Here is a 20,479-nt window from a genome sequence, read left to right on the forward strand (position 1 = left end):
CCAATCCGGCCGCCCGGAAGGAACCGTAGGTGGCCGGCGACGCGAGAGCATAACTCGGGCATTGAGTCGTTCCTTAGGTAAACAGAGACACCGAATGCGGAGTCAATCTGTCCGCCGTCGCGTAGAACTTCTTCAACCTGAGGTCGGGTAGCAGAGGCGGTGAGCAGAGACGCGGTCTATCGCCGGACCAAAGCGACGTTCCACCTGCAGCACCTGAAGACCGCATCCAAGCTTTTCGGAACGTCTCGAATGACAGTCGCCTTCACGCCGAAATCGCTTAGGCCGATCCGAGGCGTCCGGATTTCGGACAAGCCTACCAACCGGGTCAGTTTCTCGGGCACAATGCCGTGGTTCGACATCGATAACCTTATGGCGCCTACGGGCCGCACCGGCAACGACATCGAAGGCTACGTCGAGGGCGAGTCTCTGCTCGAGCTGGAATTCGTCCGCATCGCCCGTTTTGACGGCACGACGTTTCGGATCCGTCCGCAGCCGTGCACCCTCGAATGGCAAGACCCACGAACGAATCAAATCCGGCATTTCGTACCGGATTTCGAAGTTTGGCGATCCGGTCGGACCAGTACCACCTTCATAGAGGTGAAATATGCCGCCGAGGCCAGGCAGCTGGAAATCGAACACGAGTTGGTACGCAAGAACTTCGAGTATCGCGGGCATGACTTCGAGGTCTGGACCGACGGGATGATCCGTAGGCAGCCCAGATGTACGAATGTCGAAATGCTTTTCGCTCAAGCCGGCCCCCTCGAAAATGTCGAAGCGCTCGACCGCGTCAGATCCGTTCTGCACCGTGCAGGTGGGAAAGTGCTGACAATTGGTGAAATCCGGGAGCGCAGCGGCATCGGTGGAAAAGCCTTCCGCGCCGTTCTGAGGCTGTACGTGCGTCGCGAAGTGAAGCTCGATTTAGATGTTCCTATCGATGAGCGTGCTCTCGTGACCCCGGTGATGATGGAAGGGTTGTTGACACAACCGGTCATAGCGCCGGGGCAACATCATGTATAAGTTCAAGATTGGAACTAATGATATAGTAATCCTAGACCATGTTCGCATGGAACCAGGTCAAAAGATCCGAAACGGGATCATGCTTCGGCCCGTTGGGAGGGAATGGGAGCCATATCTTTGGAAAGATCTCTTCGACGCTTGGGCAACGAGTCGGCTAAAGCTGGAGAAGGCGCCGAACGCCGGACTGCCGGCGACCCTGATCGAAGATATGAGACGGGACATCTCTTCCTTCAGCGAAGAACAGCAGAGGGAAGCTCGGCGACGCCTCGGCTACGTCCAAGCCCTCGACCTCGCGATCCAGGAACGTCGGACCGAGAGACGCGCAAAGTCTGACGTTTCAGCTACGGAGAAGCCGAAACGCGTGAACCTGAAACCGGAAACGCTCGACGCCTTTGCGAAGAGGTACTTCGAGCGGTCAGGCGCCGAGGCCGGCGAGAAAGCTCCGAACGGCAGCTCTCTGCGCAGCTGGTATCGTCGCTACGTCCGAAGTGGCAAGATGCTTTCCGCTCTCATCCCGCAGTGGCACAGGCGAGGATGGTTTAATACCACATCGCGCGTTCGACTATGCGAGATCGCCAGTGCTGTTATGACGGAATATCTCCACGTCCACTGGCTGACACAGGAGCAGCCGAGTGCTCTCTCGATCTTTAGACTGGCCACGGCCGAGATCAAGAAGCGCGGCGGCACGGTTCCCGACCAACAGGCATGGTACCGCTTGATCCGTAGCACGGATGCCCGAATCATAGCTCGATATCGAGAGGGAAAGCGGGACGCCGATCGCGCCTTCGATCTGCGTGGGAACGGACCGGACTGGTTCATGCCTGGACAGGCCGTCCAAATCGACTCGACTAAACTTCCAGTCGTCGTGCGAGACTATACAGATGAACTTAAGTTCAAGCAAGTAACTATGACGGTGGCGATCGATGTCGCCACACGCGCCATACTGGGATTCTACGTCGGGCTCGAAGAAGGGTTCGTCACAATTCAAGAAACCCTTCGCATGATGATGCTTCCGAAGATCTGGACATCACAATTCGATAATGTGAAAAACACTTGGTCATGCACCCTGAAGCCGGCAATAATCTTTACCGACCAAGGATCTGACTACCGCTGTGGAAGCATGAAACTACTCTGCGCCCAGCTTAACATACAACTCATCCATACGCCCGCCGGCGCCCCCGAGATGAAGGGACACGTCGAGCGAGTTATCCAGACGATCAAAAAGAAAATTTTCGGCGGTATGCCCGGTTCGCTCTTCAAAACCGGCTTGCGTCGCATCGACTACGATGCTGCGGCTCGCGCCGAATTGACAATGGAGCAGGTACTCTGGTTTGTTGTTAAGTTTATCTCGGACTATTACATGCCCGGCTGGCACGAAGGGATCGAGGATACTCCCCAAAATAGGTGGAACGAACTCGTTGATCGATATGATGTGGATCTTGCCCCAGATTTAAATCATTTGATTCCACTCATTTCAGAGCAGTGCAGGAGCAAGCTGACGCGTAATGGGTTCACTTGGAAGAATCTTCATTACGGTGCGTCCTCAGAGGTCCTCCAGAGAATGTTCAATGCCAAAAACAAGGATGATGTTGAGTACGTATTGAAAATCGATCCGCTCGATGTAGGGCAAGCTTGGTTCCTTCACCCCGAAGGCCATTGGGTCGCGCTCCAGTGTAACAGTCCGGGCGCCAGAGGGCGGACCAAACACGAGCATCTGGTCGCAAGAGCGAACGTGCGCCTTCGAAAGAAGACCTACGAGCTGTCTGAGATGAGCGACATCGACGAGGCCTACGCCGAGATCAAAGATCCCCAGATTCGGGCAAACCAACGGCGGTTCGATTCCGTCCAGGCGCGGCAAAAAGCTCGCGTACGGACGAAGCGGCTGGATCCATTGGCATCTCTGAAGGACACATTGGTACAGAACAAGGATTCCTCGTTCTCCGTCGAGGAAGAAATCGTGAATCCGACTAAGGTCGAGCCGAGCATTTCCCGCGTTTTGCGCAAAAAGAAAACCGGAAGCGGCACAAAGGTCAGTGTTCCCCATAACTCTCGGGCTAAGCCGATGAGTGTTGCGAACAGTCACAAGGAGCGAACGGTTCCGGAACGGCTCGATGCAATCAAGTGCCTAGAAACCAACGTGTCAATCCCATCGAAAGTTGAGGGACCGATCCTCGCCGGTATTCCAAAATCAATCCTATCCGGAAGGCCGACCGCTGAGATCGATGATCCGCAAACGCGCGTGTCTCCAAGCCTCGAGAAAAATGGGTTCGAATATGTCGACTTCTAGTCTATCTGCCGATCAGAAATCAGAGATAATGAAGAGAGCTACTCACTCTCTTATTGTAAAATACACAAATATCCCAGAAGCGATGGACGCTTTCAGCGACCTTCGGCAAGCATGGGTAAGGAGAGAACCTGGATCCTTTATATTATTATATGGAGAGTCTCGCGTAGGAAAAACCACGATCGTCAAGCAGTTCTGTCGTCAGGAGCAGGCAAGGATCCTGCGGGAGACCGGCCGTCATGCAGAGCTTTACAAGTACGGGCTCCGCCTCAAGGACGGACCATACGGGGACGAGCGACCTATTGTCTATGTTGATTCTCCTGGCGAGAGATCCCTCGTCTCATTTTCGGCAGAGTTACTGCAGGCTTATGGCACACCGGTTGCGCGGAGTTTGAAGAAATCTGAAATACTCGGACGCCTTCGCACGCAGATCGAAGGTCAGAAGACACAAGTCTTGATCATTGACGACTTCCAAAATGCGGTTCCCTGGAATCGCGGGAGCGTCATCCATGAATTGTCGGAGCTTGTGAAAGATCTCTTAGAACATACCCGTGTCCAGATGATCTTAAGCGGACTGCCCTACGCAGATATCCCGCTTGAAAGGAATGAACAGCTCGATGGGCGGTGCCGGGACCGATTGCATGTCCAACCTTTTCCCTGGGCTCGCCCTAAAGCTGCCGGGAAAAGTGCCAGGATTTCTCGCAACGCGTATCAGTCATATCTCGAACAGTTCGAGGCAGCGCTGGCTCTGCCGGAGCCCTCGAACCTCGCAGATCCTGATCGGGCGGAGCGCATTCACAAGGCAACGGGAGGGCTGATCGGCCGGACGACTCGACTGCTCATCCGCGCCTTGGAAATCGGCTTGAAGAATGACGTTCTGCACATATCCGACAAGCATCTCGAAATGGCGTACGATAGGACCAAGCTGACGAATGACAAGTCGAACCCGATCGTGGACGATCTTGACGATACATCGTCAGGCTACCGGGCGGCCGTTGCCGGAAAGACGATTTGCGACAGGATGCCCATCAGACTTCGTGGCTTGGCGTCGGACGGTCCGGCTGCACCGACATTCGCCAAGAACGTACGCCGGAATTGAGCTGCCATGTTTCCGATAAGACCTCCACATCTGGATGGGGAGCCTGCTCACGGTTACTTGCTCAGACTAGTGGAAGCGAACGGATATACATGGCGCGGCGAGGCGCTCGCTGCCCGAGGCATCGACTTGGCTGAACTCGCTCATGGAAAGGGGCTTAATCTTCTATTGGAGCACGGTCGTGCCCGCGAGGAAGGCCTCGTAGCATCGACGCCGAGGTGGTCGAATGGAGGTCGCGTCTCTATTCAAGGCGAACTACTCTTGAGCTCTCAAATTGTCTTCGGACGCAAACGGTTTTGCCCATTATGCTGGTCCGACGACCGCCGCGCGAATGCAGCCACGGCGCTGGAAGGATCTTGGAACCGGCATCTACGCTGCTGGTGGAACGTTGCCACCGTTACTGCATGCCCGATCCATTCCATCGAGCTTATCGGTCGCTGTGGAATGTGTTCGAGGGAACTCGTCTTTGATCAGGGCAGCTTGACGAGCTGTCGATGTGGTGCCGATTTGGAAAGGCTCAGATGGACTAGCATCGAGCCGGGACTGCTATCTTTGGAGGCATATCTTGTCGGCCGGCTGAGAGGCATCGGGCGCAAGTCGGTGCTTGTTCTCGATCGGCTGGCTCTTTCAGACGTGATCGCGCTTGTTCCGCGTCTGGGCTCGCTAAAAATGTTGGCGCAAGGCGAAGGCACGGGCAGCATTCGCGACTTCGACCTTCGAACCCTTGGTGCCGCTGGCATGGAGGTTGCCGCATCCGACGATAGTGGCGTGGAGCAGATGCTCGATACGATTATGGCGCGAAGTGGATCTGCCGACGCGATACGCCAGCCGTTCGGCGGATTCTATGAATGGATGGCCGCGCTCCCGGAAGGCGACCTTCGGACTTGGCTGGGAGAGCGAATGGGGGCAATGGTCGGCAAGCGAGGCATTCTGTGGACCAACTGGAGGAAATTCGTTGCAACCGATCCGGCGGCGGATCGGATCTCTATCGCCGAAGCCGGGGCGATCCTCGGCCTTTCGGAGCATGCGACTAGACGAGTCATTCCGTCAGCTGCACTTGCTGCCTTTAATACTCGGCGAAGAATTCGGCCCTCCTATGAGCGCAGGCATGTCGAGGCGCTGCGGTCTCGACTAGACCATACGCTCACGGTGGTAGCGGCCGCCCATCGTCTTGGTACCACCCCCAGATCCTTGCGCGAACTCGTACGCGTCGGATTGATTGAAACGGATCAATTGGCTGGTGTGGCTTTCGGCAACGCAGCCCGGTTCAGCATCGAAACACTCGACCGATTTCTCGACGACCTCTCCGATGGTGCTCCGGTTTTCGACATGCCGCCGACCGGCGTCCTGCGCTTGCCGGTAGCAACACGTCGCGTCGGGAATGTTAAATTATGTCGCGCCCTACTTCTGCGGGCTGTTCGCCCTTGTGGTCGTCTCTCGGGACCAAAGAGTCTTTCTTCAATACTGATCTCGGAGAGCGCGCTTGGCTCAATCAGACATGCAGGAACAATGGGCTGCGTCGCTACGAAGGAAGCGGCGAAGATCCTTGAATTGCGCGAGCGCACTTTTAATGCACTGACCGCCGCCGGCCATCTGCAGGCGGCGATTCATATTTCATCGACTAAATACTACCGATTAAGTGATCTCGAAAATTTCAATCGCAAATACATTACGTCACATGAGATTGCACGGGCTTCTGGAACGAACACAGCTACAGTGCTTGCGGTGCTTGAAGAGACCGGCCTGCGACCATCCATTGAGATGGAAAGTTCGGACAGGATTGAAGTCAGGTTCTTCGAGAGGTCACGTGTCGAGAGGCGTCGCCCCATCAATCCATACCAGACGCGCGCGCGGCGATCAGCTTTTGAATCGCCAATGTCTATAGGAGGTAGACAGCCGCTGGAAATCCAGCCAAAGCAAGAGCGTTTCGTTCAAAAAACGCAATCCGTATAACTTCCGGTGCAAACGATCTCTCTACGCCAAACCGTGATCTCATGACCCTCGTAACATCGATGTTTTTGCAGTTAAGAAAGTCAATCAGCTTCGAAGCAAGCACATAACGTCTACCAAAATCTTGTACAGCTCTTTCGATAAACCACACGCGAGCCTTTGGCTGGCCGCCATTTACCTTTGTCGAGGCTATCAAACGCGCTTCAGAAAGCTTGCGTACTGTCATCACGCTTATTTTTAATACTTCAGCCGCTTCGGAGATTGTGATAGTGTTTGGCGGACGCGTCTTGGAAGTGATGCCTGTTACGTCAACAGACCTCAAGATAACAGCGTCAAATCCAACAGCTTCTGCCAGACGCCCTATAGGCCGGATTTTACCTGTCTTTAATGCCGTGAGAACTTTAACGACATTTCCTCGCCTAAATTTTACCGTTGATGATAATCTTGTCTCGCCCTTATTTACAAAATTAATAATAGGCACTCCTTCGCAAAGTTGGTCGATGAGGTCTTTCGCGGAATTCCTGTGGAACAGCTCCCTCTGTAATTTGTGTCGCTTCGTATCCACTATGGGAACAAAAATGCCCACCTTCTGAAGTCTTTTGAAGGTTTGCATAGAAATACCAAGCTCCTCCATGATTTTATCTCGATAAACCGATTGAGATAAAGTAACCTTTATATTGCCAACTAAATCGGCCGAAAAGCCTGATTTTGAAGTATCCGCATTTAAAATTGTCGTATCGGCGTGGCTCGCCAAAGCCACCGCCAAGCGAGCCGCCTGCTCCGGTCGGCTGTATTTATCTCCAAGCGCCCTGAGACCGGAAAATGTCCGATCTCCATCAGCCAACTGTCCAAAGAGCTTCCGTTTCGGGCCGAGAGGAACGTTCAACTTTGCATGCTGTATTACCACTTCCCGAACTATTGCAAGTTCTTCGCCGTTAAAGGGCTGCAGCTGCTGACTCAGATTTCCATAAATAGAGGTCGTGGGCCAGCCTCTTTTGGGGTATTCTGCAGATCGCCACAACACGTCCAAAAATTCAACAAACGATTTCTCGCTTTTAGCTATTGAAAAACCTGCGCATACAACGCGTTCTAATTGAAGAAACTTATGGAGCTGAAATGTATGTTTTTTGCCATAGCAGAGAGCGCCGCCACAAATGGCCACAAATTTGGCTGCCGCGTCTAAAGTAAGCTTATCGAGAAGATCTGAAGGCGCCGGATCGACGAATCCTAGCCTTCCGAGGATATAAGCGTCCCAGCCGGAAGAATATTTCCTCTCGTGGCTTGTCTTCCATTGAAGCCGAGGAGAATCTCTTATTATGGATTCAAGATCACATTTGTGGATTGGGCACTTGTGCACAGACGTGAGATCCCACCACGACCTCCTCAAAGAGCCATATCTTGCCATGTCTGGATCGTTTATTTTGTCGTCCTGTAGGCAGGCATTGCAACAAATATTACGACGGATATGCCAATGGGACGCGTGGAGCGTCTCCTTCTGCAATGTTCCATACGAGCCATTAGAAATAAAAGTACATTTTCTGAGGCTGTCAGCATCGATACCGGCAATTGCAGCTACTGGTTCAACACAGATTCCACGCTCCACGTCGTTCCATCGTAGACCTCTACTTTCCGAGAACTCCCGTGCGTTCGGAAAACCATTTCGAACGGCCAGTCTAGTCATGAGTGCGTATGCTGGTTCAGCGTGCCGGTGAGGGCCCATGGTCAAAGGAGCACGATCGAGAATCATTTTTCGCAAGATGTCGATTGATGAACAGACTGGAGCACCGACAACATCGACTTCAGTTTGGACCGCTGTGTCCAGTTTTTCGTCGTACCAGGGCTGTGTTTTGCGGTCTTTGCCTAAGCATACATGAACGCCCCTACCGGCACGGATGAGCAAGAATTTAGTCGTGGGCTAGCAACTGCAATAAATGTTGCCTCAACGACAAATTACAGGAAAAATGCTGGGCAAATATAAGAGTCAAGGATTTCTAGAGTAATCAGCGACTTAGCTGATGGGCAGCGGCAATAAACTGCGTCAAATGTCACGGATCTCGGCATCGCCGAACAGGGCGTAGACCGGGCCCGCCCCGCGCGGGGGCTCTTCCGTGAGGCGGAAGGCCCCGCCCATCAGGCGCGCCAGGGTCGCGTCGGTGGCGAGGTAGGCCAGGATGGCGGCGCGCAGCGCCAGGAGCGGGCTGGTGGGGGAGGGGGGCAGGCTCATGCGGCGGCTCCGGCGGTGAGTTCCTCCACCTGGCAGACCAGCTCGCGCCGGCGCCCGTCCGGATCGCCCGCGCTGCGGATGGCGAAGCGGCGCGGGCCGCTCGCCAGCCGCATCCCCGGGGTGATCCTGGCCGGCGTGATCTCGGGCCCGAAGCGGAACCGGACCCGGTGGGTGGCCAGCACCTCGGCGCGCCCGAGGCGCGTGCCCTCGACGGAGCGCAGGGGCTCGATGGCGCCCCACAGGAGCGGGCCGGCCTCGAAGCGGCGCACCACGCCGCCGAACCCGTCCGGCGCCTCCAGGGGGCGTTCGAGCACGAAGCGGCGCCGCCGCGCGCCGATGGGCACGCGGATGGGAGACTGGGACATGGCGATGACCTTCCGAGAGGACTGGCGCTACAGGCGCTACAGGCGCAGCCGGCGCAGGGGCGCGACGAGGGCCGCGACATCGGGCGGGGGCAGGCCGTCGCCCGCGCCGTCGCCCCGATGCTCGAAGGCGTGGGCGACGAGGAGCCGGATCGCCTGGGCGAGCGGCGGCGGGATCGGCGGCCCGGCCCCGCCATGGCCGGCATCGACCTCGATCAGGGCGGCGCGCCGGTCGAGGGCCGGGACGGCCGGATCGATGACGAGGCCCGGCGCCTCGACGGGGTCCGGCCCCAGCCGCACGAGCCCGGGGGCGAGGTCGGTGACGGTGCCGGCGGCGTCGACGAGCCAAGTCCGCACCACCGCCACCAGGGGGCTGAGCGGCAGCGGCACCCGGCCGTCCGCCGGCCAGGCGGTGAGCATCAGCCGGTAGCGCCCGGGCACCAGGATGCGGCGGGCGGCGGCTTCCACCTGGGCCCGGGCGGCCGCGATCAGGCGCTCCACCAGGGCGTCCTCGGCGCCGCCGTCGTCGGGGTCGAGGCGCAGGAATCCGCGCATCTCGGCCAGACTCACCGGCTCGACGATGGCGGCCTCGACGCGTATCGGGTTCATCGTCGTCTCCGTATGGGGGCGTTGTCAGGAAGGGATCGCGATGGCGTGCGGAACGGCTCCGCTCTCCGGCCGGCTGCGGCCGCCCGTTGCGGGTCTGATGTGCCTGCTCGGGCTCGCCCCGGCGGGTGCGGTGGTGGGCGGGCGCCCGGCGCCCGAGGCGGCGGCCTCGGCCGTGATGGTGCTGTCGTCCAACGGCGGCGTCTGCACCGGCATCGTGGTGGCGCCCGACGCGGTCCTCACCGCCGGCCACTGCGTCGCGGCCCGGGCCGAGCACCGGGTGCACTACAAGGACGCGGCCGGCGCGCCGGTGCTGGCCGAGATCGCCGCCCGCGCGCTCCACCCCGGCTACGATGCCGGCGCGGTGGCCGGGCGCCGCCGCTCCATCGACCTCGCCCTGGTGCGCCTGGCCGCCCCCCTGCCGGCCCGCTTCGTCCCCGCCGGGTTAAGCGGCGCGATGCCCCGGGCCGGCGAGCGCCTCACCCTGTCGGGCTACGGCGTCGCGGCGGCGGGAGACGCGCGCAGCACCGGCACCTATCGCAGCGTCGAACTCGGCGTGGTCGAGCCCCACGGCCCGAGCCGCATCCTGGTCTGGCTCGGGGCCGGCCCCGGCGGGGCCAGCGCCTGCCAAGGCGATTCCGGCGGCCCGATCGGCGCGAGCGCATCGGTGCTGGCGGTCTCGGCCTGGGTCGGGGGCCAGGCTTCAGCGAGCGGGAAGGCCTGCGGCGGCGTCTCGCAGGGCATCCTGCTGGGGCCCCAGCGCGCCTGGATCGACCGCACCCTGGCCGGCTGGCAGGCCGCCGCCCGCTGGGCGGAGCCCTGAGGGCGAGGCCGGAGCGCGCGGCACGGAACCAGAGCTTGGCCGAACCATTCCCTTCGGATAGGTTCCAACGGTTCTCGTCCAGGACATCGCCGGACGCGGGAGAGACACGATGTTGCCGACCGCGCCGCGCACGGCCGCCCCTGTGAGAGCCCTCCGGTCCCGGCTCGCCGCGACCCTGGGATTCCTCTGCGCGCTGACGCCGCTGCCGGCCCTGGCCGTGATCGACGGCGAGGTCTCGCGCGACCCGAACGGCCTGCGCGCCTCGGTGGTGCGCATCGAGAGCACCCAGGGCGAGATCTGCTCGGGCACCCTCATCGCCCGGGACCTCGTGCTCACGGCCGCCCACTGCGTGATGCACCAGGCCGGCTACAGCGTCGTGGTGGTGGACCGGGCGTTCCGCTCGCGCCGCATCAACGCGATCGCCGCCGCCATGCATCCCGACTTCGTGCCCGGCACCACGCCGGAGGACCAGCCGGGCATCGACCTCGCGCTGATCAAGCTCGCCGAGCCCCTCGGCGGTGATTTCCAGCCCCTCGACCCGCGCGGCGGCGCCATCAACACCGGCGACGCCGTCGACATCGCGGGCTTCGGCGTGGTCGCGGAGAACCGGCGCAACACCGCCCGCACCCTGCGCCAGGCCCACCTCGTCTCCATCGGCTCGCTCCAGGTCGCCAACCGGGTCACGGTGGTGACGGACCGGCGCCGCATGGCCGAGACGGCGGGCGCCGGCGCGTGCCTCGGCGATTCCGGCGGCCCGATCCTGCGCGGCGGCCCCGGCGGCTACCAGATCGTCGGCGTGGTCAGCTGGTCGAGCGGCGCCATGCGCCAGGACCGCAAGGCCCGCACCGCCTGCGGCGGCTTCACCGCCGTGACGCCCACGAGCGAGCATACCGGCTGGATCAGCCAGCGCGCGGCCGAGTTCGCCCGGATGCCCTCGGGCGCCGCCATCGGCGCGACCCGGTCGGACTGGATGGCCCGGCCGGGACGGCGGTGAGGGGCAGCTTCGCCCGGGTCGGGCAAGCGATGGCTAGGCCGTGGAGGCGGGCCCGGTGATCTGAACCTCGACGTCGAAATCACCGAAATGGTCCGGCAATTCCCGGGCCGCCATTGCTGATTGGGCGAAGACTTTGACGGTCCAGTCGTCCCCGCGACGGTTCAGGCCAAGCCCGACGGCACGGTCGCCGCGACCGGCCGCGTACTGGCTCACGAACGCATCCTTGGCTGCCAGAGCCGCAGGCTTCGACGCGCGCAGCTTTTCCCGCTGGTCACTCATGTTATGCTCCTGGTACCTGAGTGTAGATTTCGATTTCGAGGGCATCAAGGACGCTCCGGATCGGGTTCGCATAAGTGATGCCGTGTCCGTTCAGGCCGCCACTTTCGGTTCCGGCAAACAGAAGCGCCGCTGGGCGCCCGTCCTGCGTGCAGATCAGCGCGCCGCTGTCGCCGCCCTGCGAGAACGGCCGGCCCGTGCCGCTGATCACGACCTGACGGTTGAACATAGCAAACCGTGGGCGGGCGCCGGTGATCATCTGGACCTGGATGTTGTCGACGTCGATCGCTTCCACCAAGCCCTCTCTCAGATCTGTTGTTCGGCCGACTTTCTTCACCGGCGTCTGCTCGATCAGCAGATCTTCGACGTCGCTGATGTCCCAGCCATCGGCATCGGCGAGGATCCCGTCGATCCGGTTGGGAACGCAGTCGCGCCCCGGATCGAGGCGGGCGAAGGCGCAATCGACGAGATTCGAAGCCATCGGGTCGAAGTCGATTGGCACGAAGGCCTCGAGCTTGGCGACGTGGTGGTCGGCGTTCTGCATTCGGCCACCATCGGCCCGGCCGGGCTGCAGGATGATGTCGCCGACCCGAGCCCGGTTGGTATTCGCGAGCACGTGGTTGTTCGACAGGATGCCGACGCGGCCATCGCGATCGATGCCGAAGCAGCCGATCGTACCCGCCGTGATGCGGTGGTGACCCACAGAATGCCCCATGCGCAGGGGGCGGCACGGTTTCGCTTTTACTAAGCCCCGGTGCCTGACCCGGCCCGTGATCCGAACCTCGACCTCGCCCTTCGCGATGCGTTGCGCGGCCTCGACGACGGGGTGGTGGAGCAGCTTCTTGTGTTGAAGGAACAAACCGACTTTCAGGGCTGAGTTGCCATGGTCGTCGGACCGGTTCTTCAGAATGCCGACTGCGATCTTCTCCTTGGGATCGAAGCTTCGCTCCCGCCGGGCGCGGAGGATGTCGGCATGGGCCTGCGTCCCCGGCAGGGGTGCAAAGGTTGGCGCAGCGTCCACGGCCGCGCGCGTCACCTCCCGATAGCGGAACGCTTGCATGAAAACCTCGGCCTTGGCGTTCTCAGCTCCATCCAGATTCATTCCGACCGCCCTAAAAACTTCAGGTTGATTTTGAAGCGGTTCAAGCGTCGATGTAAGGTCCGAGTTTCCAGAAAACCCCTGTGGGAGGAAAGAAACTTGAGGTTGTGTTACGACATCAACAGGTTTTGCGCATGCGCGAAGCCCCCGAGCCCCGAGGCCCGGGGGCTCTGCCCTCACGCCGCGAACGACAGTAGCTTGATGGCGTCGAAGTCCTGCACGCCGCCGCCGACGCGCTTGGTGGTGTAGAACAGCACGTAGGGTTTGGCGGAGTAGGGGTCGCGCAGGACGCGCAGGCCGGCGCGGTCCACCACGAGGTAGCCGCGGCGGAAGTCGCCGAAAGCCACCGAGCGGCTGCCCGCGGCGGCATCCGGCATCGCCTCGGCCTCCGCGATGGGGAAGCCCAGCAGGGTGGCGGCGCGGTCGGCGGCCAGGGGCGGCTGCCACAGGTAGTTGCCGTCCGCGTCCTTGAACTTGCGGATCGTGCTCTGCAGGCGCCGGTTCATCACGAAGCTGGCGTTCTGGCGGTAGCCGGCGCGCAAGCCGTAGACGAGGTCGAACAGCACGTCGGCCGGGCTCGCGGCCGGGAAGGCACCGGCCGTCCCCGTCGCGATCGTGCCGAGCTTGCCCGGAACCCAGGCGGAATTCGCCACCGTGTCGTAGCTCAGGAAGCCGCGCGGGCGGCTGACCCCGTTGCCGGTGACGAAGGCGGTGCTCTCCTGCTCGGCGAAGGCGGTCTCGACCTCGTCGGCGAGCCAGGAATCGATGTCGACGATGGCGTCGTCGAGCAGCGTCTGGGTCGCGGCCGGCATGGCGTAGAGCTCCATCGCGGGGAAGCTCAGCTCGGAGAGTGCCGGCGCCTCGGTCTGTGGCCGGGGCGCGGTCTCGGCGACCCAGCCCGAGACCGCTTCGCGCACCGAGACGGCGCGCTTGTACTGTCCGCCCGAGATCACCCGCACGGTGGCGAGCGCCCGGATCGGCGACAGGTTGGCGAGACGCGTCAGCACCGTGCGCTCGACCTCGGCCGGCACGAGGTAGCCGCCGTCCGGGCCGGAGCCGGCCGAGAGGGCCTTCTCCTCCAGGCGCTTGAGGCCGCCGCTCTCGCCGGCCCGGACGTAGAGGTCGAAGGCCGCCTTGTGCTCGGCGGCCGCCCCGTCGCGCGGGGCCGGCATGCCGGCGCCCAGGGGCGGGCGGCGTCCCTCGAGGGTGAGGCGGTCGAGGCGGGTGCGCGCCGTGTCGAGGGCGGCGTCGATGCGGGCGAGCTTCTCCTCGGTGAGGACGTCGCCCGGCGCGCGGCCCTCGATGGCGGCGAGCCGCGCGTCGTTGGTCTCCTTGAAGGCCTCGAAGGCGCGGGAGAGTTCGGCCATGGCGCCGCTCACCGCCGGATCGCGCGGTGCGTGCCCGGCGGACTTGTCCTCCAGGAGCGGCAGGGCACTCTTCGCCTCGGGCGCACGGCGTGCGGCGGCGTGGGTCTCGAAGGGGACCTGAACGAACGGGATCTGAACGGTCATGCGAACCTCGCGGAGGTGGCGGGGAGGATGGCGGCGGGCCGGGACCCGGGCCGGGTGGAGGGGGGAGCCGGGCGCCGGGGCGGCGCCATGCGGCGGGCAAGGGCGTGGAGGTCCTGCGCCAGCGAGGCGCGGTCCGGGGCGGCGATCCGCGCGCCGGCCTGGAGCGGGAACGTCACGAGGGAGATCTCCCACAGGTCGATCGCCTCCAGCCGGCGCAGGCCGCCGCGCTGGGGCTGCGCGCGCACCGTGCGGAACCCGATGGAGAGCCCGTCGAGGCTGCCCTCCCGGAGGAGGGCGTCGAGTTCGCGGGCCCGCTGGACGGCGAGGTTGAGCTGCCCCGCCACGCGCAGGCCGCGGGAATCCTCCCGCAGGCTGAGCCAGCGCCCCACCGGCTCGGCCGGATCGTGCTGCCAGAGCATGCGTATGCCGGCGGCGCCCCGCGCCGCGAGGCTCGCCGCGAAGGCGCCCGGCGCCACCACGTCGCGCCCGAGATCGGGCACGCCGAACAGGCTGGCATAGCCGGTGAAATGGCCGTCCATGGGTGACTCCGCTGACAAGGTCCGGTGACAATCGGCCAGGGGTGGGATATCCTCTCGACATCGAGGGATATTCGGAGGCGCCGATGCCGCTCTACATCAAGGACGACCGCACGGCGGCGCTGGTCGCGCGTCTCGCCGAGACGGCCGGGGTGACGAAATCGGAAGCTGTCCACCGGGCCGTCTCGGCGGAGCTCGCCCGGATCGCTCCCGTCGTGCCGCTGCGCGAGCGGTTCGCCGCCCTGCGCGCCCGCCATCCGCTGCCGGCCCCGACGGGCGAGGCGGCCGACAAGGCGTTCTTCGACGACTTGAGCGGCGCGTGACGATCTTCGTCGACGCCTCCGCCCTGATCGCCATCATCACCGGCGAAGCGGAGGCCGATGCCCTGAGCGACCGTCTGGAGGCGGACGCGGATCGCCTGTGCTCCGCCCTCTCGGTCTGGGAGACGGTGGCCGGCCTCGTTCGCAGCTACGCCTTCACGGTGGAGGCGGCCCGGGCGCAGGTGCGCCTCTACCTCGAGGCCGGCGCCATCCGCTTCGTGCCCCTCGGGGAGGCCGAGTCCGACCTCGCCATCGCGGCCTATGACCGCTTCGGCAAGGGCCGGCACCCGGCCGCCCTGAACATGGGCGATTGCCACGCCTATGCTTGCGCGCGGGCCCACGGCGCGTCCCTCCTCTACAAGGGCGACGATTTCGCGCGGACCGATCTCGCTCACCCGCCCGGCGCCGGCCCGTAACCCACCGCCGCGCGCTTCTCGGCCTCTGTCAAAAAGTCCGCCGCCTGCACGCGGCGCCACAGGCTCTCGCGCTCGGGGGCAAGGGCCTCGATGGCGTCGAGGTCGGGTTCCAGGCGGGTCGGGCCGAAGGCGGGTTCCAGCCAGTGGGCCAGGGCTTCGGCCGTGCGGCGCACGAGCGGGATCACGGTCTGCCGGTAGAAGGCGCGGTTGGCCTCGGCGTAGTTGGCGTGGGTGTTGTCGCCGGGCAGGCCGAGCAGCAGGGGCGGCACCCCGAAGGCGAGCGCGATCTCGCGGGCGGCCCCGCTCTTGGCCTCCACGAAATCCATGTCCTTGGGCGAGAGGGCGAGCGGCTTCCAGTCGAGGCCGCCCTCCAGCAGCAGCGGGCGCCCGGCATTGCCGGCGCCCTGGTAGTTGGCCTCCAGCTCGCCCTTGAGGCGGGTGAACTGCGCGTCGCTCAGGGTCGCGCCGCTCTGGGTCGCGAAGACCAGGGCGCCGGAGGGGCGCGCCGCGTTGTCGAGGAGGGCCTTGTTCCAGGCACCCGCCGCGTTGTGGATGTCGAGCGCCACCGCCGCCGCTTCCATCGGCGAGAGGCCGTAATGGTCGTCGGTGGGGTGGAACAGGGTCAGGTGCAGGATTGGGGGCACGCCCTCGCCGCCCTGGTCGAAGCGCAGGGTCCTGCCGCCGACCGCGTAGTCGTAGGCCGCCGGCCAGCCGTCGGGGCCGGGCACCACCCGCATCCGGTCGGGGCGGAGCGCATGGAGTTCGCGCAGGCTCCCGTCGAGGTTCGTGGCCTGGAGGTAGGCGTTGCCCGAGACCATCAGGTGCCCGTAGAGCGATTCGAGGAGCGCCGCCCCGCCCTGGCGCGGGTTCGGGCGGGCGAGCAGCGCCTCCAGCGGATGCGGTTCGGCGGCGCCTTCCCCCACCAGCCCGACCGGCAGGGCGGCGGCGGCCTCGGCCACCAGCCGCACGGCGCGGTGGACGATGGCGTTGCGCTGGAAGCCCTCGCGGGCGAGCGCCCCGATGTCGCGCGGCGTCCAAGAGGCCCGGCCCTCGCCGTAGAAGGCGACGCCGATGCCGGCCTGCGGGGCCGCCTTGGTGTCGAGGGGCGCGGCACGGCGCACGAGCCGGGAGAGGAGGTTCGCCATCGGGGCCTCGCTGGGGCGGATCGTTCGGGGTTCGGGGACGCCTACAGGCGCCGGATGCGCGGCTCGGAGCCGCCGCGCAGCAGGAGGTGCGTCAGCGCCCAGACCAGGGCGTCGAGGCGGTCCGGCGAGGCGCCGGTGGAGAGGCCGTCCGGGCCGAAGTCGCAGAGTTCGTCCTCGAGCGCCGGCAGGGCGCCGACATGGTGGACGCGTCCCTGCGCGTAGAGCACCGAGACCGGCTCCGCCCGCAGGTATTTTCCGCGCGTGGCCCGCACCGGGGTCACGGGCACGGCGGCGTCGACCTGGTGCAGGACGGCGGTCGCCATCTCGCCGCCCTGGTTGACCTCGACCACGAGGGCGTCGGCGCAGAGGCGGTGGTAGAGCGCGAGCGCGGCCGAGGCCCAGGCCTCGGGGGTGGCCCGGCCCAAGGTGGCGTCGGCCAGCACGTAGGCGTGGCCGGCACCGTCGAGGCCGGCGGCGACGATCCCGCAGGCATCCGCCCCGGCCTTCGAGGAGGCCGGCGGGTCCACCGCCACGACGATGCGGCGCAAGGCCTCCGGCGCCGCCGGGACGCGGGCCGCTTCGAGGCGGTCGCGGGTCCAGAGGGCGTCGGCCCGGTCCGCGATCATCTCGCCGTCGAGTTCCTGGCGCCCCAGGCGGGTGCCGGCATAGCGCCCCACCACCGCCTCCAGGAAGGTCGGGGCGAGGTTGGCGGCGTTGTCGGCGGTGCGCGCCCGGCTGACCACGGTCAGCGGGTCCGCCAGGATCTGCCGCAGCAGCGGGATCGGCCGGGGCGTGGTGGTTACGAGGCCGCGCGGATGCGCGCCCAGGCGCAGGCCGAACTGGATCATGTCGTAGGCGGCCTCCGCGTAGCGCCACTTGGCGATCTCGTCCGACCAGGCCGCCCCGAATTGCGGCCCGCGCAGGGAATCCGGCTCCTCGGCCGAGAAGGCGAGGCCGACCGCGCCGTTGTCCCATTCGAGGCGCCGGCGCGAGGGCGACCAGCGGGGCCGCCGCCCGGTGAGGCCCAGGAGCCCGGAGGGCCCCTCCACCATCACGTCGCGCACGTCCGCGAAGGTCTCGCCGATCAGCGCGATGCGGCCGACCGGCCGGGCCGTGAAGGCCGGGTCGCCGAGCGCCAGGGCGCGGACCCACTCGGCCCCCGTGCGGGTCTTGCCGGCGCCGCGCCCGCCGATCACCGCCCAGGTGGTCCAGTCCCCCAGGGCGGGGCAGGGCGGAAGCTGGTCGGCCCGGGCCGCCAGGAGCCAGTCAGCCGCGAGCGCCCGGATCAGGTGCGGCGGCAGGCTCGCCAGCAGGGCCGGCATCCGCCCGCTCGCCGCCGAGCGCCTCAGCGCGGCGCGCGATCTCCGCGCGCAGGGCAGGCAGGTCGTGGCCGGCGTCGCCGGAGGCGTGACCGGAGTCTTCACCGGATCCTTCGCCATCGCGCGCATCCTTCCTCGAATCCGTCCTCGCCGGACCAATTCCGGCCGACCCGACCGGCGCCGCGTCCCGGTCCGTCTCGTCGAGGAGCCGCTTGAGGCCGCCGAGGTCGCGCAGCACCCGGGCGCTGTCGAAGCGCTTGGGATCGGCGTTTTTTTGATCATCGCCGGACTCGGCGTTCAGCGCCGCGTCGAAACGCAGGATCTGGCGGGCGATGTGGGCGCGCAAGGCCGCGCGCAGGCGTCCGGGGTCGGTCTCGGGTCCGGTGGCGTCCGCCACCACGCCGGGTCGGCGCCCCTCCAGGCCGCAGGCCGCGAACAGCGCCTCGGCCCGGCGCCCGGGCAACCCCATCGCGTGGGCGAGATCGGCGATGTCGATCCAGGGGTGGCGGTAGAGTCGCGCCACCGCGGCGCGGCGCGCGGCCGTCCAGCGGAGCGGATCGAGACCGCGCGGCCCCTCCACCGCCACCGGGCGCCAGCCGCTGCGCCGGTTCCAGGTGCGGATCGTCGCTTCCGCGACGCCTGTCTCAGTCGCGATGTCCCGGACGGACCGGCGGGTGCCGCGCATGGCCGCCTCGACGACGGCGCGGGTTTCGGCGGGGATCGGTGCGCTGAACATCGCCGCTGCCCCCGCCGCCACTCACACTTCTTGAGCGTGCCCTATCGATACCCCAGGAGCGTCGCGCTGTCAAACATAAAATCCTATGATCGGAATTTATGCAGGCCGCGCGGGTCCGCCCGCATCGGGTTTGGACACCTCTGGGTGTTGGGGTCGAAATCTGACATTTCATACCCATCACAAACGTCCGTGATGGGCGGGAGACCGGCGCTGTTCGGCTTTCAGGCAGCACTGCACCAAAGTTGCCGTTGCCACCGCGCCACTCTCGCCCCTTTTCGGGGTTCGGAAGGTCCGGTTGCAGCGCTCCGTTACACGTCCTCACCGAAGCGGGCTTGCTGCCTTTAATTATGGTTCGTCGACGCCGACGGCAACTTCACCGCCAGGTTCGACCCTTAATTCCGATGAGGGGAACCTGGCGGCGGCGAGTTTGGATGTTAAACCCTTGGTTGGATATGTTGCGGATCAACAAGCGTAGGTGTAAAGCTGCCGAAGCGCTCCGACGTTATGGAAGGGATGAGCTTAGTGGTAGACTTCACTGATCTGCTTGAAGACGATGAAAGCCCCGTTATCGATCCGCGCGATATCTTCCTGACACTTGCCCGTCACAAGCGGTTTTCATTCCCCCGTGACATTCAAACCGAAGTTATGAAGGCATGGTTTGATGTCCGAGATCAGCGGGACACGGTGATCAAGCTTAACGTCGGAAGTGGAAAAACCGTTGTGGGCCTTCTGTTGCTGCAGAGTTCTCTGAACCAGGACAAGGGGCCTGCTCTGTACATTTGCCCGGATATACAGCTGACCGCCCAAGTCGTCGAAGAAGCAAAGGCGCTTGGCATCGAGGTAACTGATGATCCCCGCGATGCAGCTTATGCGTCTGGTCAGAAAATATGCGTAATCAATATATTTAAATTGTTCAACGGAAAGTCAGTCTTTGGCGTAGGTAGTGCGAAGATATCAATTGGCGCTGTCGTAGTAGATGATGTCCACGCCTGCCTCGCAACTATTTCTGATCAATTCCGGATTACTTTACCAAATACGCATGAAGCGTATATCGCGGTTTTCAAAGAAGTCTCTGCAGATTTGAAGCGACAGAGCCCTTCGCGCTTTTTGGATTTAGCCGCGAGTGACCCGCGGGAAGCGATGGAAGTTCCATTCTGGACGTGGAAGATCCATCAAGAGGCAATTTTGAAAGCACTTCATAGTGCGAAAGATACCCCCGAACTTTTGTTCTCTTATCCGCTGTTGCGGGAGGTTTTACCTTATTGCAGGTGCATCATCGCTGGCCAGTTACTTGAGATCGAGCCCATCTGTCCGCCGACAGATCTCCTGCGATCCTTCCTTAAAGCGAAGCGGCGGATTTACATGACTGGAACGCTCGCGGATGACAGCGTCCTAGTCACGCATCTGGGCGCATCCCCGGACAAGCTCAGTGACCCGATCGTGCCTAAATCCTCCCAGTCGATGGGCGAGCGGATGATTTTGATGCCTCAGGAGCTTAATCCCGAGATCGAGATCTCAGAGATCCGAACGCTGTTGGTAGAGCTTGCTGAAAAGCACAATGTGGTCGTCATTGTGCCTTCAAAGCAAGCGGTTGTGTCTTGGGAAAAAGACGCCGACCAGATCTTGATCGGCGAGGACGTAGCGCCCGGTGTTGACAAGCTCCGCAAGGGCCATGTGGGTTTGACCGTGCTAGAGCGGTGTCCGATCCGCTTGAATCGTTTGGGGTTTCGAGAGCGGCGTAGATGTGATTCGATACCCGTCTTTC

At 63.6% G+C, this 20,479-nt stretch carries 19 protein-coding genes and 2 pseudogenes; 10 read left to right on the top strand and 11 right to left on the bottom strand.

Annotated features, from left to right (window positions below):
• The first annotated feature begins 249 nt into the window (after positions 1-249).
• The 5 genes and pseudogenes from K2X24_RS07885 (at position 250) to K2X24_RS07900 (ending at position 6,350) form a co-directional block, all read left to right on the top strand.
• Complete coding sequence (locus K2X24_RS07885) at positions 250-1,017, top strand: hypothetical protein (protein ID WP_292496493.1); 768 nt, start codon at positions 250-252, stop codon at positions 1,015-1,017.
• 79 nt (positions 1,018-1,096) lie between these two features.
• Entirely contained in the window at positions 1,097-3,304 is a 2,208-nt protein-coding gene (locus K2X24_RS07890) for a transposase family protein (RefSeq protein WP_292496494.1), read from the top strand.
• Positions 3,305-3,332: 28 nt separating this feature from the next.
• Positions 3,333-4,400, top strand: coding sequence for an ATP-binding protein (locus K2X24_RS07895; protein ID WP_292496496.1), 1,068 nt, complete (start codon positions 3,333-3,335; stop codon positions 4,398-4,400).
• Between the two features lie 6 nt (positions 4,401-4,406).
• Positions 4,407-4,814, top strand: a pseudogene (locus tag K2X24_RS24375) (TniQ family protein); the annotation flags it as partial.
• Positions 4,815-4,997: 183 nt separating this feature from the next.
• Positions 4,998-6,350, top strand: coding sequence for a hypothetical protein (locus tag K2X24_RS07900; protein WP_292496498.1), 1,353 nt, complete (start codon positions 4,998-5,000; stop codon positions 6,348-6,350).
• On the opposite strand, the gene K2X24_RS07905 is transcribed toward K2X24_RS07900, so the two are convergent.
• The 4 genes and pseudogenes from K2X24_RS07905 to K2X24_RS07920 all read right to left on the bottom strand — a co-directional run bounded on the left by K2X24_RS07905 (position 6,277) and on the right by K2X24_RS07920 (position 9,542).
• Positions 6,277-8,247, bottom strand: a complete 1,971-nt coding sequence (locus tag K2X24_RS07905; RefSeq protein ID WP_292496500.1) for a hypothetical protein — start codon at positions 8,245-8,247, stop codon at positions 6,277-6,279. The two genes, K2X24_RS07900 and K2X24_RS07905, sit on opposite strands and share 74 nt — an antisense overlap.
• Positions 8,248-8,391: 144 nt before the next feature.
• Positions 8,392-8,571, bottom strand: a pseudogene (locus tag K2X24_RS07910) (DUF3168 domain-containing protein); the annotation flags it as partial.
• Positions 8,568-8,936: a head-tail adaptor protein gene (locus K2X24_RS07915; RefSeq protein WP_292496503.1), complete on the bottom strand. Its 369-nt coding sequence runs from the start codon at positions 8,934-8,936 to the stop codon at positions 8,568-8,570. The pseudogene K2X24_RS07910 and the gene K2X24_RS07915, both read right to left, overlap by 4 nt.
• 36 nt (positions 8,937-8,972) lie before the next feature.
• On the bottom strand, positions 8,973-9,542 hold the full coding sequence (locus K2X24_RS07920; protein WP_292496505.1) for a hypothetical protein: 570 nt from the start codon (positions 9,540-9,542) through the stop codon (positions 8,973-8,975).
• Between the two features lie 97 nt (positions 9,543-9,639).
• Here K2X24_RS07920 and K2X24_RS07925 point away from each other — a divergent pair, with 97 nt between their 5' ends.
• Complete coding sequence (locus K2X24_RS07925; protein ID WP_292496532.1) at positions 9,640-10,362, top strand: trypsin-like serine protease; 723 nt, start codon at positions 9,640-9,642, stop codon at positions 10,360-10,362.
• A 109-nt stretch (positions 10,363-10,471) separates the two neighbouring features.
• Positions 10,472-11,356: a trypsin-like serine protease gene (locus K2X24_RS07930; RefSeq protein ID WP_292496508.1), complete on the top strand. Its 885-nt coding sequence runs from the start codon at positions 10,472-10,474 to the stop codon at positions 11,354-11,356.
• Between the two features lie 33 nt (positions 11,357-11,389).
• Here K2X24_RS07930 and K2X24_RS07935 read toward each other — a convergent pair whose 3' ends face one another.
• The 4 genes from K2X24_RS07935 to K2X24_RS07950 form a co-directional block, all read right to left on the bottom strand.
• Positions 11,390-11,635 carry a hypothetical protein gene (locus K2X24_RS07935; RefSeq protein WP_292496510.1) on the bottom strand — a complete coding sequence of 82 codons (246 nt, stop codon included), beginning with the start codon at positions 11,633-11,635 and terminating at the stop codon, positions 11,390-11,392.
• A 1-nt stretch (position 11,636) separates the two neighbouring features.
• On the bottom strand, positions 11,637-12,734 hold the full coding sequence (locus K2X24_RS07940; protein WP_292496513.1) for a hypothetical protein: 1,098 nt from the start codon (positions 12,732-12,734) through the stop codon (positions 11,637-11,639).
• Positions 12,735-12,907: 173 nt separating this feature from the next.
• On the bottom strand, positions 12,908-14,098 hold the full coding sequence (locus K2X24_RS07945; protein WP_292496534.1) for a phage major capsid protein: 1,191 nt from the start codon (positions 14,096-14,098) through the stop codon (positions 12,908-12,910).
• 140 nt (positions 14,099-14,238) lie between these two features.
• Positions 14,239-14,781 carry an HK97 family phage prohead protease gene (locus K2X24_RS07950; protein ID WP_292496516.1) on the bottom strand — a complete coding sequence of 181 codons (543 nt, stop codon included), beginning with the start codon at positions 14,779-14,781 and terminating at the stop codon, positions 14,239-14,241.
• Between the two features lie 83 nt (positions 14,782-14,864).
• Here K2X24_RS07950 and K2X24_RS07955 point away from each other — a divergent pair, with 83 nt between their 5' ends.
• Both K2X24_RS07955 and K2X24_RS07960 read left to right on the top strand, forming a co-directional pair.
• Positions 14,865-15,101: a type II toxin-antitoxin system VapB family antitoxin gene (locus K2X24_RS07955; RefSeq protein ID WP_292496518.1), complete on the top strand. Its 237-nt coding sequence runs from the start codon at positions 14,865-14,867 to the stop codon at positions 15,099-15,101.
• Positions 15,098-15,514, top strand: a complete 417-nt coding sequence (locus K2X24_RS07960; RefSeq protein WP_292496521.1) for a type II toxin-antitoxin system VapC family toxin — start codon at positions 15,098-15,100, stop codon at positions 15,512-15,514. The genes K2X24_RS07955 and K2X24_RS07960 overlap by 4 nt, the downstream gene beginning before the upstream one ends.
• Here the strand turns inward: K2X24_RS07960 and K2X24_RS07965 are convergent.
• The 3 genes from K2X24_RS07965 to K2X24_RS07975 are packed head-to-tail and all read right to left on the bottom strand — an operon-like array spanning position 15,490 to position 18,714.
• Positions 15,490-16,659, bottom strand: coding sequence for a phage portal protein (locus K2X24_RS07965; protein WP_292496522.1), 1,170 nt, complete (start codon positions 16,657-16,659; stop codon positions 15,490-15,492). The genes K2X24_RS07960 and K2X24_RS07965 overlap by 25 nt on opposite strands.
• Before the next feature lie 41 nt (positions 16,660-16,700).
• On the bottom strand, positions 16,701-17,981 hold the full coding sequence (locus K2X24_RS07970; protein ID WP_292496524.1) for a terminase family protein: 1,281 nt from the start codon (positions 17,979-17,981) through the stop codon (positions 16,701-16,703).
• A complete protein-coding gene (locus K2X24_RS07975; RefSeq protein WP_292496527.1) occupies positions 17,926-18,714 on the bottom strand; it encodes a hypothetical protein in 789 nt (262 codons plus the stop codon). Before K2X24_RS07975 ends, K2X24_RS07970 begins: the two co-directional genes overlap by 56 nt.
• A gap of 513 nt (positions 18,715-19,227) precedes the next feature.
• On the opposite strand from K2X24_RS07975, the gene K2X24_RS07980 reads away from it, so the two are divergent.
• A partial coding sequence (locus K2X24_RS07980; protein WP_292496530.1) for a DEAD/DEAH box helicase occupies positions 19,228-20,479 on the top strand: 1,252 nt, incomplete at its 3' end.

The organism is Methylobacterium sp. (assembly GCF_019750675.1).
Classification (GTDB): Bacteria; Pseudomonadota; Alphaproteobacteria; order Rhizobiales; family Beijerinckiaceae; genus Methylobacterium.

What these genes read in the sequence shown, in the direction of transcription:
- K2X24_RS07885 (WP_292496493.1), top strand. Translation starts at nt 250, where the DNA reads ATGACAGTCGCCTTCACGCCGAAATCGCTTAGGCCGATCCGAGGCGTC.
- K2X24_RS07890 (WP_292496494.1), top strand. Translation starts at nt 1,097, where the DNA reads ATGCTTCGGCCCGTTGGGAGGGAATGGGAGCCATATCTTTGGAAAGAT.
- K2X24_RS07895 (WP_292496496.1), top strand. Translation starts at nt 3,333, where the DNA reads ATGAAGAGAGCTACTCACTCTCTTATTGTAAAATACACAAATATCCCA.
- K2X24_RS07915 (WP_292496503.1), bottom strand. Translation starts at nt 8,936, where the DNA reads ATGTCCCAGTCTCCCATCCGCGTGCCCATCGGCGCGCGGCGGCGCCGC.
- K2X24_RS07920 (WP_292496505.1), bottom strand. Translation starts at nt 9,542, where the DNA reads ATGAACCCGATACGCGTCGAGGCCGCCATCGTCGAGCCGGTGAGTCTG.
- K2X24_RS07925 (WP_292496532.1), top strand. Translation starts at nt 9,640, where the DNA reads ATGTGCCTGCTCGGGCTCGCCCCGGCGGGTGCGGTGGTGGGCGGGCGC.
- K2X24_RS07930 (WP_292496508.1), top strand. Translation starts at nt 10,472, where the DNA reads ATGTTGCCGACCGCGCCGCGCACGGCCGCCCCTGTGAGAGCCCTCCGG.
- K2X24_RS07935 (WP_292496510.1), bottom strand. Translation starts at nt 11,635, where the DNA reads ATGAGTGACCAGCGGGAAAAGCTGCGCGCGTCGAAGCCTGCGGCTCTG.
- K2X24_RS07940 (WP_292496513.1), bottom strand. Translation starts at nt 12,734, where the DNA reads ATGAATCTGGATGGAGCTGAGAACGCCAAGGCCGAGGTTTTCATGCAA.
- K2X24_RS07945 (WP_292496534.1), bottom strand. Translation starts at nt 14,098, where the DNA reads ATGGCCGAACTCTCCCGCGCCTTCGAGGCCTTCAAGGAGACCAACGAC.
- K2X24_RS07950 (WP_292496516.1), bottom strand. Translation starts at nt 14,781, where the DNA reads ATGGACGGCCATTTCACCGGCTATGCCAGCCTGTTCGGCGTGCCCGAT.
- K2X24_RS07955 (WP_292496518.1), top strand. Translation starts at nt 14,865, where the DNA reads ATGCCGCTCTACATCAAGGACGACCGCACGGCGGCGCTGGTCGCGCGT.
- K2X24_RS07965 (WP_292496522.1), bottom strand. Translation starts at nt 16,659, where the DNA reads ATGGCGAACCTCCTCTCCCGGCTCGTGCGCCGTGCCGCGCCCCTCGAC.
- K2X24_RS07970 (WP_292496524.1), bottom strand. Translation starts at nt 17,981, where the DNA reads ATGCCGGCCCTGCTGGCGAGCCTGCCGCCGCACCTGATCCGGGCGCTC.
- K2X24_RS07975 (WP_292496527.1), bottom strand. Translation starts at nt 18,714, where the DNA reads ATGTTCAGCGCACCGATCCCCGCCGAAACCCGCGCCGTCGTCGAGGCG.